The sequence below is a fragment of the Microbispora sp. NPDC049633 genome, from assembly GCF_040675265.1.
Taxonomy (GTDB): domain Bacteria; phylum Actinomycetota; class Actinomycetes; order Streptosporangiales; family Streptosporangiaceae; genus Microbispora; species Microbispora maris.
In genome coordinates, this window is sequence record NZ_JBFAOO010000048.1 from 32842 (window position 1) to 45706 (window position 12865).

At 74.0% G+C, this 12865-nt stretch carries 12 protein-coding genes; 5 read left to right on the forward strand and 7 right to left on the reverse strand.

What is annotated here, in order from left to right; all coding sequences use genetic code 11:
* Positions 1–68: 68 nt before the first annotated feature.
* The 3 genes from AB0J39_RS15375 to prcB form a co-directional block, all read right to left on the reverse strand.
* Positions 69–749, reverse strand: coding sequence for a hypothetical protein (locus tag AB0J39_RS15375; RefSeq protein WP_363464565.1), 681 nt, complete (start codon positions 747–749; stop codon positions 69–71).
* A gap of 130 nt (positions 750–879) precedes the next feature.
* Positions 880–1704: a proteasome subunit alpha gene (gene prcA, locus AB0J39_RS15380; RefSeq protein WP_363464568.1), complete on the reverse strand. Its 825-nt coding sequence runs from the start codon at positions 1702–1704 to the stop codon at positions 880–882.
* Between the two features lie 21 nt (positions 1705–1725).
* A complete protein-coding gene (prcB, locus tag AB0J39_RS15385; protein ID WP_363464595.1) occupies positions 1726–2541 on the reverse strand; it encodes a proteasome subunit beta in 816 nt (271 codons plus the stop codon).
* A 257-nt stretch (positions 2542–2798) separates the two neighbouring features.
* Between prcB and AB0J39_RS15390 the strand changes: the two genes are divergently transcribed.
* From AB0J39_RS15390 to AB0J39_RS15400, 3 genes are all read left to right on the forward strand, one after another.
* The gene (locus tag AB0J39_RS15390; RefSeq protein WP_363464571.1) at positions 2799–4058 is read left to right on the forward strand and encodes a CehA/McbA family metallohydrolase; all 1260 of its coding nucleotides are present in this window, start codon (positions 2799–2801) and stop codon (positions 4056–4058) included.
* 66 nt (positions 4059–4124) lie between these two features.
* Entirely contained in the window at positions 4125–5339 is a 1215-nt protein-coding gene (locus AB0J39_RS15395) for a Gfo/Idh/MocA family oxidoreductase (RefSeq protein ID WP_363464574.1), read from the forward strand.
* A gap of 10 nt (positions 5340–5349) precedes the next feature.
* Entirely contained in the window at positions 5350–8034 is a 2685-nt protein-coding gene (locus tag AB0J39_RS15400) for an alpha-mannosidase (RefSeq protein WP_363464576.1), read from the forward strand.
* A gap of 78 nt (positions 8035–8112) precedes the next feature.
* Here the strand turns inward: AB0J39_RS15400 and AB0J39_RS15405 are convergent, their stop codons facing one another.
* Positions 8113–8322: a ubiquitin-like protein Pup gene (locus AB0J39_RS15405; RefSeq protein WP_142572552.1), complete on the reverse strand. Its 210-nt coding sequence runs from the start codon at positions 8320–8322 to the stop codon at positions 8113–8115.
* 273 nt (positions 8323–8595) lie between these two features.
* On the opposite strand from AB0J39_RS15405, the gene AB0J39_RS15410 reads away from it, so the two are divergent.
* Positions 8596–9648 carry a serine/threonine-protein kinase gene (locus AB0J39_RS15410; protein ID WP_363464579.1) on the forward strand — a complete coding sequence of 351 codons (1053 nt, stop codon included), beginning with the start codon at positions 8596–8598 and terminating at the stop codon, positions 9646–9648.
* A 19-nt stretch (positions 9649–9667) separates the two neighbouring features.
* Here the strand turns inward: AB0J39_RS15410 and AB0J39_RS15415 are convergent, their stop codons facing one another.
* From AB0J39_RS15415 to AB0J39_RS15425, 3 genes are read right to left on the reverse strand one after another with little or no spacing between them, the layout of a single operon-like run.
* Positions 9668–10105 carry a PepSY domain-containing protein gene (locus AB0J39_RS15415; protein ID WP_363464582.1) on the reverse strand — a complete coding sequence of 146 codons (438 nt, stop codon included), beginning with the start codon at positions 10103–10105 and terminating at the stop codon, positions 9668–9670.
* Between the two features lie 35 nt (positions 10106–10140).
* On the reverse strand, positions 10141–11436 hold the full coding sequence (locus AB0J39_RS15420; protein WP_363464584.1) for a HAMP domain-containing sensor histidine kinase: 1296 nt from the start codon (positions 11434–11436) through the stop codon (positions 10141–10143).
* Between the two features lie 43 nt (positions 11437–11479).
* On the reverse strand, positions 11480–12160 hold the full coding sequence (locus AB0J39_RS15425; RefSeq protein ID WP_363464587.1) for a response regulator transcription factor: 681 nt from the start codon (positions 12158–12160) through the stop codon (positions 11480–11482).
* Positions 12161–12253: 93 nt separating this feature from the next.
* Between AB0J39_RS15425 and AB0J39_RS15430 the strand changes: the two genes are divergently transcribed.
* Positions 12254–12757 carry a hypothetical protein gene (locus tag AB0J39_RS15430; protein ID WP_363464588.1) on the forward strand — a complete coding sequence of 168 codons (504 nt, stop codon included), beginning with the start codon at positions 12254–12256 and terminating at the stop codon, positions 12755–12757.
* Positions 12758–12865 lie beyond the last annotated feature (108 nt).

Below are 12865 nucleotides of genomic sequence, written 5' to 3' on the forward strand. Positions count from 1 at the left end.
ACCTCACCCTATTCCCCGAAACCGGCGGCCGAACAGTGATCAGGCGGTGGAATGAAGAGAAGGAGCCGTCAGGCGACGTAAATCTCCGTCACCTTGACGATCTGCCCGCCGTCGACGGTGATGAGCGCCCGCAGGTCGCCCTTGTCGGCCCGCAGGATCAGCTTGTCCCTGGAGCAGCGCTGGCTGCCGAGGTAACGGCCGTCGATGGTCTGGTCCTTGCCGTCGCAGCCGACCGCGCTGAGGAACACGACGTTCTTCGCGAGAGGCGCGGCGAAGGCCGTCGCGTCGCCCTCCGGCGGTCCCTCGAAGTGGCCGGTCGTGCTGCCGCCGTACTCCTTGACGAACTTGATCGGCCGGTACTCCGCGACGTTCTCGTCGTGCATGGCGACCAGCTGCCCGCGCACGACACCGTCCTTGCTGGGGCTGAGCCCCTTGGTGAAGTCGTGCCCGGGGTCCGACTGGAGGGTCCCGCCGAAGGGGGCCGGCGTCTTGTCCGTGATCGGCGGCCCGGCCGGTTTCCGCGGGGTCGCGGTCGTGGCCGAGGCGGTGGGAGTCTCCGCCGCCGCCGGGGTGTCGGAGGCCTCCGGTGCGGGGGACGGCTCCGCGGGCGACGCGGGGGCGGTCACCGTCACGGTGGCCGTCACGGTGGGCGAAGCCGAGCTGCCGGAGGCCCCGGAGCAGGCGGTCAGCGACAGGAGGGCGACAGCGGCGGCCGGAACGCCCGCTCGCCGGAAGAGATCAAAAGTCATCACAACAGGATGAGAGTAGCGAAATCGAGGTTTGGTTGAGCCGTAATCCCTGATGCGGCCCCCGCAACAGGACGGCGCCGCGCCCCCGGAGAGGGACGCGGCGCCGCCATGGTACGGGCGGAAGGGCGGGCTACTCGCCGGAGCCCGTGTCGATCTCGCCCTCCGGGGCGATCGGCGGAGTGGCGCCGGGAGGCTGCTCGGCCCGCGCCTCCTCGGACGAGGCCTGCTCGGCGGCCGGCTGCCGCGCGCCTTCCTGGCCCTCCCTGGCACTCTCCAGGAGCTTCTCCAGGCGGGGCCCGGTCAGGCGCAGGAACTTGCGGTGCTCCCTGCCGCGGTCGAGCACGGCGACCTCGAGCTGGGCCGCCGGGGGACGCTCGCCGCCCGGCTCGGTCAGGGCGGCCAGCGCGGCGTCGAGGGCCTGCGGCAGCGGCAGTCCCTCGCTGTAGCGCTCCTTCAGGCGTCCGCCGACGGCCTCGGCCTGGCCGCCGATCACGGCCATGCCCTGCTCGTCGAAGACGGAGCCGTCGAAGGTGATCCGGTAGATCTGGTCGTCCTCGGGGGCGTCGCCGACCTCCGCGACGACGATCTCCACCTCGAACGACTTGATCGACTCGGTGAAGATCATGCCGAGGTGCTGGGCGTACAGGTTCGCCAGGCCCCGGCCGGTGACGTCGGTGCGGTTGAACGTGTAGCCGTTGATGTCGGCGTAGCGGATGCCGGCCAGGCGGAGCGACTCGAACTCGTTGTAGCGCCCGACCGCGGCGAAGCCGATGCGGTCGTAGATCTCGCTGATCTTGTGCAGCGCCTTTGACGGGTTGGGCGCCACGAACAGGATGCCGTCGGCGTACTGCATCACGACCACGCTGCGACCGCGCGCGATGCCCTTGCGGGCATACTCCGCCCTGTCCCGCATGATCTGCTCGGGCGAGGCATATCCTCCGAAGGGGATGGACACCGGGGGTGATCCTCTCTTGGGTTAGCGCAGCGGCGCGGTCGGGCCTTCGGGGGCGGTCATCCGCCTCTCCAGCATGGACTCCACGAACTCGGCGACCTCGTCGTCCGGAAGACGGCGGAAGCCGTCCTCGGTGATGACGGCCACGACCGGCCAGATCTTCCGCATCACGTCGGGGCCGCCGGTGGCCGAGTCGTCGTCGGCGGCGTCGTACAGGGCGTGCAGGCAGGTCAGGACGGTGTCCTGCGGGCTTGCGTTCTCCCGGTACAGCTTCTTCAGCGACCCCCGGGCGAAGATCGAACCCGAGCCGATGGAGTGGAACTCCTTCTGCTCGTACGGCCCGCCGCCCACGTCGTAGCTGAAGATCCGCCCGGCGTCGCGGGCCGGGTCGTAGGCCGCGAACAGCGGCACGACCACGAGGCCCTGCATGGCCATGGGCAGGTTGCCGCGGATCATGGTGGCCAGGCGGTGCGCCTTGCCCTCGGTGGACAGCGAGCGGCCTTCGTTCTTCTCGTAGTGCTCCAACTCGACCCGGTACAGCCGGGCCAACTCCAGACCGGTGCTCGCGGTGCCCGCGATGCCCATGCAGGAGTAGTCGTCGGTGCGGAACACCTTCTCGATGTCCCGCTGCGAGATTATGTTCCCGGAGGTCGCACGCCTGTCGCCCGCCATCACCACGCCGCCGGCGCAGGTCGCCGCGACGATGGTGGTCGCGTGCGGGATCTCGTCGCCCACCGGCGCCGCCAGCGACTCGTTGCGGGCGGGCAGCAGGTTCGGCGCGTGCACGCCGAGGAACTCCGAGAACGACGACGATCCCGTATATGTGAAGAGGCTGTTCATCCAGGCTGGCTGAGATGCCACGCGACTCCCTCCAAGCATGCGTTGTTACGCCCGACCATACTCAGGTCTCAGCGCTGGTTGCACTCTTCCCGATCAGCTCAGCGCGAACCAGACATCCCATAAGACGCCGGGCACCCACCCTTCACTCGTCCGCCGAGCCGCTTCTTTACGTGCCGGTCATCGCGTGCGAAGGTCGTGGCTGGAGCCCGATTCCTCAGGTCGTGCGGGTCTCGGTGGGTGACGATGGCGGCGAGACGATGACCACCAGGGCCGTGGTCGGCGGGACGTGGACGCTGGACGACCGGCTGGCCGGACCGGTGGCGGAGGTGCCGGTGGAGGTGCGGCCTGGCACGGCCGCCCTCACGGTGCGCCTGTCCTACGACCGGTCGGCCGGCGTGCTCGACCTCGGCTGCGCCGGGCCCGCCGGGTTCCGCGGCTGGTCGGGCGGCGCGCGCTCCGAGTACACCATCGCTCCCTCCTGGGCCACCCCCGGCTACCTGCCCGGCGAGATCGAGCCGGGCGTGTGGCGAGTGCTGGTCGGGCTGCACCGCGTGCCCCTCGGCGGGCTGCCGTACGAGATCCGGGTGATCAGGCACGTGCGGCCGCCCGCCCGGCCGCGGCGGCGCCGCACCCGCTTCTCCCGCGTGCCCGGGCCGATCCCGCCCGACCCGGCCGCCGTACGCCGCCGCCTGCCGTCGCCGCCCGGGCACCGCTGGCTCGCCGGGGACCTGCACGCGCACACCGACCACTCCGACGGGACGCTGAGCGTCTACGAACTGGCCTGCGTGGCGGCCGCGTCCGGGCTCGACTTCCTCGCGGTGACCGACCACAACACCGTCAGCCACCACGCGGAGCTGGCCGCCGCCTCGGCGCTGGCCGGGATCGTGCTCGTGCCGGGGCAGGAGGTGACCACCGACCTCGGGCACGCGGGCGCCCTCGGGGACGTCGGCTGGATCGACTTCCGGCTCCCGCCGGACGAGTGGGCGAAGGCCGTACGGGACCGGGGCGGGGTGCTGTCGGTCAACCACCCGGTCGCGGCCGACTGCGCGTGGCGGCACCCGATGGCCGACCGGCCGCGGACCGTGGAGCTGTGGCACCGGAGCTGGCACGACCGCACCCGGGGCGCGCCGCTGGCCTGGGCGCAGGCCTGGGCCGCGAACCTGACCGGCGGCCTGGTCGTGGTGGGCGGCGGCGACTACCACCGGCCGGAGGAGGGCCACCCGCCCGGCGCGCCGGCGACGTGGGTGCTCGCCGAGGGCGACGGCCGGGGCCCCGAGGTCGCGGGGGCCGTCGTACGCGCCGTGGCGGAGGGGCGGACCGCGGTGTCGGCCTCCCTGAACGGCCCGCTGCTGCTGCGGCTGGAGGACGGGTTCCTGGCCGTGGACGCCGACGGACTGGTGCTGTGGGGGCCGCGGACCCGCCGGGTGGTCCGCGGGGACCTCGCGCTCCTGCCGGCCGGGCCGGGGATGCACCGGCTGGAGACGCCCGTCAACGAGCTCATGGCCGTGTGCAGCTGACGTGGTTGCGCCACGCCGCCGGTGGGGAGGTGCAGGGCAGGCCGCCGAGCGGAGGAGGGTGAGGACGTGGAGACGGTGAAGGTGGGGATCGCCGGGCTCGGCGTGGTCGCGCAGGTCGTCTACCTGCCTCTGCTGGCGCGGCGGCGCGACCTGTTCCGGGTCACCGCCGTGTGCGACCTGGACCGCGGGCACGCGGAGACGGTGGGCCGGGAGGCGGGCGTCCCGGCGTACGACGACCCGCGGGCGATGCTGGACGAGGGCGGGTTCGACGCGCTGATCGTGCTCACGCCGGGCTCCCACGGGCCGCTCGTGCGGGCCGCGCTCGAACGCGGCCTGTGGGTGCTGTGCGAGAAGCCCCTCGCCTTCAGCCGGGCCGAGCTGAGCGGCCTGTCCGGCGAACGCCTGATGACCGGCTACATGAAGCAGTACGACCCGGCCTCCCAGCGGCTGCTGGAGGCGCTGCACGAGGCCGGCGGGCCGGGCGTGGTCCGCCACCTGGACGCCACCGTGCTGCACCCGTCGCAGGAGTCCCAGCTGCTGTTCGCCCGCGCGCGGCACGGACGGCCCTCCCCCGAACGGACGACCCCCTACGCGGAGGCCGACGACCGGGCGCTCACCGCCGCGCTCGGCACCTCGTCGGAGCGGCTGCGGCGGCTGTACGCCGAGGTCCTGCTGGGCAGCCTCTGCCATGAGCTGTCGCTGATGCGGCTGTTCACCGGATCTCCGGACACGGTGGACCACGTGGCCGTGTGGCCGGTGGAGGCCTTCCCGCCGTCGCTGGAGGTGAGCGGGACGCTGCCCGTCGAGGGCTCCGGCCGGTACGGCCTGCGGTGGCACTACCTGCCGAGCTATCCGGCCTACCACGAGGTCATGACCCTGCACCACGAGCACGGCTCGCTGGAGCTGCGCTTCCCCTCGCCGTACATGCTGAACACGCCCACCCGGCTGACGGTCACCTGCCGCGTCGGCACCACCGAGCGGACGGTCGTCAACGAGGACGTCGCCGAGGCGTTCGAGCGGCAGCTGCGCGCCTTCCACCGCTTCGTCACCCAGGACGAACCGCCGCTCACCGGACTCGACGGGGCCCTGGAGGATATCGTCACGGCGCAGCGGATCGTGCACCGGTACGCGCGCTGGGCCGGCGTCCCCATCGGCGGGGAGTGCGCCCAGGAGCTCACCGGCGCCCCCCGGGAGGCGACCGCCGGGGCCGACGTCAGCAGTTACGCCGAGGAGGGCGCGAGTGGAGCCATCGGTCACGCCGAGCAGAGCGTCAGCGGGTAGCGGCGAGATCGTGGTGGTCCCGCACACGCACTGGGACCGCGAGTGGTACCTGCCCTTCCAGCGGTTCCGCGTCGGCCTGGTGCGGGTGCTCGACGAGGTCCTGGACGCCATGGCCGCCGACCCCGCCTACCGCTTCACGATGGACGGCCAGCTCGCCGCGGTCGAGGACTACCTGGAGATCCGCCCGGAACGCCACGGCGACGTCGCCCGGTTCGTCGCCGAGGGGCGGCTCGCCGTCGGGCCCTGGCTGATCCTCGCCGACGAGTTCCTGTGCTCGGGCGAGACCCTGCTGCGCAACCTGGAGTACGGCATGCGGGGGGCGGCCGCGCTCGGCGGCGCCATGCCGGTCGGATACCTGCCCGACCAGTTCGGCCACTGCGCCCAGATGCCGCAGATCCTGTCGCTGGCCGGGCTGCGCGCGGCGTGCCTGTGGCGAGGCGTGCCCGCGCACGTGGACCGCGACGCCTTCGACTGGACCGGGGCCGACGGCACGACGATCAGGACGAGATACCTGCCCGGCGGGTACGGCAACGCCTCCGGCCTGTTCACCGGCCCGGCCGAGGGCCTGCCCGACCGCGTGGCGGCCTTCGTCTCGAACGCGCAGGACTGGGCGGCGGACGGGACGCTGCTGGCGATGTACGGCGCCGACCACTCGGCTCCCGCCCGCGAGATCACCGCATCGGGACTGCGCGTCGCCACCCTCGCCGAGGCCCTGACCGGCCTGGACGGTCCCGGCGACGGGCTGCCCCGCGTGACGGGCGAGCTGCGCTCGCACGCGCGGGCCAACCTTTTGCCCGGCGTGATCTCGGCCCGGGTGCCGCTGAAGCAGGCCATGGCGCGGGCCGAGCGGCTCCTCATCCGCTACGCCGAGCCGCTGTCCGCGCTGTGGCTCACCGACCGTTCGGCATGCGAGCGCCTGATCGACATGGCCTGGCGGTCGGTCATCGCCTGCGGCGGGCACGACTCGGTCACCGGGTGCGGCTCCGACGAGACCGCCCAGCAGGTGGCCGCGAGGATGGCCGAGGCAGGGCAGACGGCCCAGGCGGTCGTGGACCTGGTCGCGGCGTCCCTCGCCGGGGCCGCGCCGAAGGACGCGCTCGTCGTCGTCAACCCGTCCCCGTTCGAACGGACCGGCCTGGTGCTCGCCGACCTGCCCGAGGACCGGGCGTCGCTGACGGACGGCCGCGGGCGTCCCGTCCCCTTCACCGTTCCCGTGCAGCGGCTCGAACACGCCGCGACCCTGCTCGACGAGACCGTCATGGACGACCTCTCCCGGCTGCTCGGGCGCGTCCACGAGCGGGAGCTGTACGGCCACGAGATCGTCTCCTGGGCCGGCGTGGACGGCGTGTTCACCGTCACCGTGAGCCGCCACGCGTCCGGCGCGTACGCGTACGAGGACCTGCGCAGGGCCGTCCTCGACGCCGGTCCGGGGCCGTGGACCGTCCGCACGGTGGCCGAGCCCGTGGTCACCGTGGCCGCGCTGGTCACCGTGCCGCCGCTGGGCCGCGCCGTCCTCACCGCACGTCCGGTCGCGCCCGCCGGGCCCGCCCCCGTCCCGGGCGCCCTGCGGACCGACCCGTACGGGTTCGAGCCGGTGCTGGACAACGGCCTGCTGCGGGTGCGCGTGGCCGGCGACGGGACGCTGTCCCTGCGCGGGGCGGACGGCGTCGAGGTCCACGGCGTCGGGCGGATCGTCCACGGCGGGGACGCCGGGGACACCTACAACCACGCGCCGCCGCCCGGCGACCGGCTCCTCGACCGGCCCTCCCGCGTCACCGTCGAGGAGATCTGCTCAGGACCGCTGACCGGCGTGTACGAGATCACCCGCGAGTACGACTGGCCGGCCGGCGCGGGCGACGCCGCGACCGTGCCGGCGGACGTCACGACCCGGGTGGAGCTCAGGGCGGGCGAGCCGTTCGCGCGGTGCGAGATCACCATGGACGTGCGCTGCCGCGACCACCGCGTCCGCTGGCACGCGCCGCTGCCCCGGGCGGCGGCCGAGTCGTACGCGGAGGGACAGTTCGCCGTGGTGCGGCGTGGCCTGTCCGCCGAGGGCGGGGGCGGAGAGCGTCCGATCCCGACCTTCCCCGCCGAGTCCTTCGCGGCCGCCGGCGGCCTGGCCGTGCTGCTCGACCACGTCACCGAGTACGAGATCAGCGAGAGTGGGGCCGAGATGGCGCTCACACTCGTGCGGTCCGTCGGGTATCTGTCCAGGAACCGCAATCCCTACCGCGACGAGCCCGCGGGGCCGGAGGTGCCGGCCCCGGCCGCCCAGTGCCAGGGGCCGCTGACAGTGCGCCTGGCCGTCCTGCCCTACGCGGGCGGGTGGCACGAGGCGGGGCTGCCGCGGCTCGCGGAGGAGTTCCGCCACGACCTGCTCGCCGTGCCGGGCGCCGGCGCGGGCGGTGCGGCGGGGACGGGCTGGGGCGGCCGTCTGTCGGTCGGCGGGGACGGCGTCGTGATGACCGCTCTGCGCGAGCGGGACGGACGGCTGGAGGTCCGCCTGGTGGCCGAGCATCCCACGGCCACCGAGGCGGTCGTACGAGGAGATTTCACCGCGGCCTGGACGGCCGGCATTCAGGGCTCTCCCCTGAGCCCTCTGGAGGTGTCCCGCGACGAAGGGGCCTCATGGCGGACGGCGCGCGTCCCGCTCAGGCCCTTCGAGATCGCGACCGTTCATCTCGCCGGGGCGTGACGGCGCCCGGCGGCACCGCTGCCGGAGGGATCGGTTCCCCCCCGGAGCGCCGCCACCGGGCCGGACGCCTCCGTCGGGTTACTGTCCGCCCTTCTGCACGTAGGAACGGACGAACTCCTCCGCGTTCTCCTCGAGGACCTCGTCGATCTCGTCCAGGATCGCGTCGACGTCGTCGGTGAGCTTCTCCTGGCGCTCCTGAACGTCCGGGGACGCCTGCGCCTCGGTCTCCTCGACTTCGTGCTCCTGACGCCCAGTCTGCTTCTGGCCGCCGGTCTCCTTGGTCGCCATCCCTGACACCTCCGCTGCTCGGGGGGACGCCTCTCCCCATATCTTCCCCGAACCGACCGACAATGCGCGCGAAAGGGCGTGCGATCTTCGGCCCGGCCGCGAGGCCGGCCCACCCGGTGCCCGCAGGCACGGCGAACACGGAGGATTCCGCGCGTCCTTAGACCGGATCGTTATCGACGTCACACTCCCCGTGGCCGCCTTTCGGCGCGGTGCGACCGCATCCGGGACGACAATTGATGGATCACGGATCTGGGGCTAGCGCACGGGTGGTCGATGGCATCGCACGCACGGCAACTGCTGGCGGATCGGTACAAGCTGCTGACGCCCTTCCGGCGGGACTCCGGGGGGATCATGTGGCAGGCCCATGATCTCCGCCTCAAGCGCGATGTCGCGATCAAGGAAGTCCAGCCGCCGTACCGCGTGGACGTGGCCGACCTGGCCGCCGCCCGCCGGCAGGCGCTGCGGGAGGCCCGCTCCGCGGCCCGGCTCAGCCACCCGGCCGTCATCACGGTGCACGACCTGCTGGAGGACAAGGGCCGCCTCTGGATCGTCACCGAGCTCCTGCAGGGCCTCACGCTGGCCGACACCGTGCGCCACCTCGGGCGGCTTCCGGTCCACTGGGCCGCGTGGGTGGGTTTCCAGCTCCTGTCGGGCGTACGGCACGCGCACTCGCTGGGCGTCGTCCACGGCGACATCCGGCCGGCCAACGTGATGCTGACCGAGGACCGGGTGGTGCTGACCGACTTCGGCATCGCCGCCTTCGACCGGGATCCGGCCGGGTCGTCGACCGTGCCGGTGGCGCGGTCCGGCGCCTATCTCGCCCCCGAGCGGCTGCGCGGGAAGTCCCTGGCCCCCTCCGCCGACCTGTGGTCGTTCGGCGCCACGCTCTACTGCGGGGTCGAGGGACGGCCGCCGTACCCGGCCATGAGCCCGCTGCCGGCCGAGGTGCTGCTCGGCCGCGGGCCCGAGCCCCCGCGCCGGGCGGGCCCGTTGCGTCCGCTGCTGGAGGGCCTGCTGCGGCACGACCCGGACGAACGGCTCACCGTCGACCAGGCGATGCACACGCTGGTGGACGTGTTGCGGCGGCAGGGCATCCCGGCCGCGACGCCGGGCCGGACGGCGGGCGAACTGCCGAGCCGTACCGCGCCCAGGCAGAGCAGGGAGCATCCCTACGGCCGTGCCCCCGCGCACGGATCGCCGCGGGCGCCCGGGGAGCTCACGGCCGGGCGCCTTTACGACGTAGATCAGCAGCAGGAGGACTCACCTTACTGGCCCGCCCCCACGACCCGCCCCCGCCGGCACCGCAACGGCCCCCCGGCGCCCTGACCGCGCCTGCCGGTGACGGTCAGTCGTCGTGACCGCGGCCGTGGTGGCCCCGGTCGTCGTGGCCCCTGCCGTGGTGACCCCGGTCGTCGTGCCGGCGGCCGTCGTCCTCGACCCGGAACCTGACGATCCTCCCGCTGGCGACGGAGACGTACACGCGGTACTCCCGGTGACCCTTGCGGAGCTCGACCTTCCACACGCGGCGGCCGTGCTCCCACTCGCGCTCGACCTTGACGACCCGGGCGCCGGGCACCCGCCTCTTGGCGATCGCGACCGCCCGGCTCCGGCTGACGGCTGTGCCGGTCGAAGCGGTGGCGGTCGAAGCAGTGGAGGCGGAGGCCGCGGCGAGGGCGGAGGAGGCCGGCGCCGCGACGGAGGCGGAGGCCACGGCCGTTCCACCGGCGGTCAGGGCGGCGAGGGTCGTGGCGGCCGCGAGAGCGATCTTCGTTGTGTTTCTCATGACCCAACCGTCGCAGCGATCATGCTAGGGCCGCGCTAAGCGATCCCTAAAACCAGGCGTACCTCCGCACCGCCCAGATCGGACGCGCCGAGAGCCAGGAAGCCGCCCGACTCCTGGACCACGCGACGGGCGATGTCGAGGCCGAGGCCGGTCGACCCGGCCCCGCTCTCCCCCCGCCTCAGCGGGTCGCCCGGGCCGAAGCCCGGACCCGCGTCCGACACCGTGAGGACCACCCGGCCGCCCTCCCCACCGGTCCCGTCCGGGGCGGGATCACCGGCGGCGAGGCCGACGCGGAACGACGCGCCGTCGGGGGTGTGCGCGAAGACGTTGCCCAGGAGGGCGTCGACGCAGGCGGCGAGGTCCTCGGCGGAGACCGCCACCGGCAGCGGGCCGGGGGCCACGTCGAGCACGACCGCCCTGGACTGGTCTTCGGCGAGCACCGACCAGAACGCCACCCTGTCGCGCACGACCGGGACGGCGTCGCACGAGGCCCGTTCCCGCGACCGCCGCCGGACGTCGTTGATCACCGCGGTGACCGCGCGCTCCAGCGCGTCCACGCGCGTCTCGATCCTCGCCGCCTCTCCGGGGTCCGACAGCGACTCCGCCTCCAGCCTGAGGCCGGTGAGGGGGGTTCGCAGCCGGTGGGAGACGTCCGCCGCGATCTCCCGCTCCTCGGCGAGGAGGTCCGATATGCGTCCCGCCAGGTGGTTGAGGGCCAGGCCGGCCGTACGCACCTCGGGCGGGCCGAGTGGCGTCGCCCTGGCGGTCAGGTCGCCCGTGGCGAGGCGGTGGGAGACCTCGGCGAGCGCCGTGGTGGGCCGGACGACCGCGCGGGCGAGCCGGTCGGCGACGAGGATGCCGACCCCGACGAGGGCGACCCCGAGGATCAGCAGCGCGAGCCACGTCTGACGTACGCCTCGCATCAGATCGTCGTCGCCGAGGAAGGCGCGGACGACGGCGGTGCCGCCCGGCGCCCCCTCGACCGCCACCAGGATCTCCCGGCCGCCCGGCGCCGCCGCCGACAGGCTGCGGCCCCGCGCCGCGAGGTCCACCGCGGCCGTGCGGGCCGCGGCGGCTCCGAGCACCCGGCCGTCGGCGAGGAAGACCGTCACCGGGTGGCCGCTCGACGCGCTCGCCTGCTCCGCGGTCAGCCGCAGGGTCTCCTCGTCCACGGTGCCGACCGCCACCGCGACCGACTCGGCGGCCCGGGTGGCCGAGTCGACGGCCTCGCTCTGCGCCACCGAACGGACCAGCAGCGCCAGCGGCACGAGCAGCGACACGAGCACGAGTGACGTCGTCGCCGCGACGAGGGCCGCGAGCCAGCGTCTCACCGGCGCTCCCCCGGGCCCGCGCCGGCGCGGGTCGCCGTACCGGTCACGAGGGCCCGGTGAGGCGGACGCCGACGCCTCGGACGGTCTGGAGGTAGCGCGGCTGCTGGGCGGTCTCGCCGAGCTTGCGGCGCAGCCAGGAGAGGTGGACGTCGACCGTCTTGTCGGTGCCCCCGTAGGGGATCTGCCAGACCTCGGTGAGCAGCTCGCGCTTGGTGACCACCTGTCCAGCCCGCGCCGCCAGGTGGTGCAGCAGGTCGAACTCGCGCGGCGTCAGGTCCAGCGGGGCGCCGTCGAGCGTCGCCTCGCGGGTCCGCGGGTCCACGCGCAGCGCCCCGACGGTCAGCGAGGTGTCCTCTGGGGCCGTGTCCACGCGGCGCAGCACGGCCCGGATGCGGGCGTCGAGCTGCGCCGCGCTGTACGGCTTGACCACGTAGTCGTCGGCGCCCGCGTCGAGCAGGCGGATCATCTCGGCCTCCCCGTCCCTGGCGGTGGCCACGATGACCGGGACCCGGCTCACGGCGCGGAGCATGCGCAGCAGGTCCGCGCCGTCCATGTCGGGCAGGCCGAGGTCGAGCACGATGAGGTCCGGCCGGTCCTCCACCACCGACCGCAGGCCGTCGAGGGCGGTGGGGGCGGAGGAGACGGCATGGCCGCGCTCGCGCAGGCTCCGGGTGAGGGAGCCGCGGATCGGGGCGTCGTCTTCGATGAGGAGCACGCTTGGCATTTGGCCGCTACGTTAGTCTCCACGGTCCTGCGGCATAAGTCCGTTATCCGGGCCTTAGCGATCCCTTAGCGTTCGCGGTGGGAGAGTGGGCGCGTGAACACCCGCCTCGTCCTCGCCGTAGCCGGATGGCTGCTGGCCGCCGCGCTCGCCACCGGGGCGGGCGTCGCGGTGCTCGGCCTGCTCGGCCGGCCGCTCGCGGGACCCGCCGGACGGCCCATGACGGCCGAGGAGATCCGCGTCGCGCTCGCCCGGGACACCCCGGCCGCGCCGTTCTCCGGCCCCGCCTCGGCCGCAGCACCGGAACGGTCCCCCGGACGGGCACCGTCCCCCGCGCCGAGCGCCGCGCCCGTCACCGGCCGGAAGCTGATCTCGACCGGAGCGGGCAGCGTGATCGCCAGGTGCGACGGCGGCCTGGCGCGGCTCCAGTCGTGGACGCCCGCTCAGGGGTACGAGGTCCACGACGTCGATCCGGGGCCGGACGACCACGCCCGGGTGCGGTTCGAGCCGGACGAGGGCGGCGAGGGCAGGGTCGAGATCGAGGTGCGCTGCGCCGGCGACGTCCCCGTCCCCGTCCCCCGAATAACCCGGCACGACTGATCACCCGGCACGGCTGATACCGGCCACGACCGGCGCGGCGGTCAGCCCTCGCCGGTGAGCGCGGCGACGAGCTCGGCGGCCGTGCGGCAGCGGTCGAGCAGGTCGCCC

Excerpts from the sequence above, each read along its gene's own strand:
- prcB (WP_363464595.1), bottom strand. The coding sequence starts at position 2,541 with ATGAACAGCCTCTTCACATATACGGGATCGTCGTCGTTCTCGGAGTTC.
- AB0J39_RS15410 (WP_363464579.1), top strand. The coding sequence starts at position 8,596 with ATGGCATCGCACGCACGGCAACTGCTGGCGGATCGGTACAAGCTGCTG.
- AB0J39_RS15390 (WP_363464571.1), top strand. The coding sequence starts at position 2,799 with ATGACCACCAGGGCCGTGGTCGGCGGGACGTGGACGCTGGACGACCGG.
- AB0J39_RS15375 (WP_363464565.1), bottom strand. The coding sequence starts at position 749 with ATGACTTTTGATCTCTTCCGGCGAGCGGGCGTTCCGGCCGCCGCTGTC.
- AB0J39_RS15405 (WP_142572552.1), bottom strand. The coding sequence starts at position 8,322 with ATGGCGACCAAGGAGACCGGCGGCCAGAAGCAGACTGGGCGTCAGGAG.
- AB0J39_RS15425 (WP_363464587.1), bottom strand. The coding sequence starts at position 12,160 with ATGCCAAGCGTGCTCCTCATCGAAGACGACGCCCCGATCCGCGGCTCC.
- AB0J39_RS15415 (WP_363464582.1), bottom strand. The coding sequence starts at position 10,105 with ATGAGAAACACAACGAAGATCGCTCTCGCGGCCGCCACGACCCTCGCC.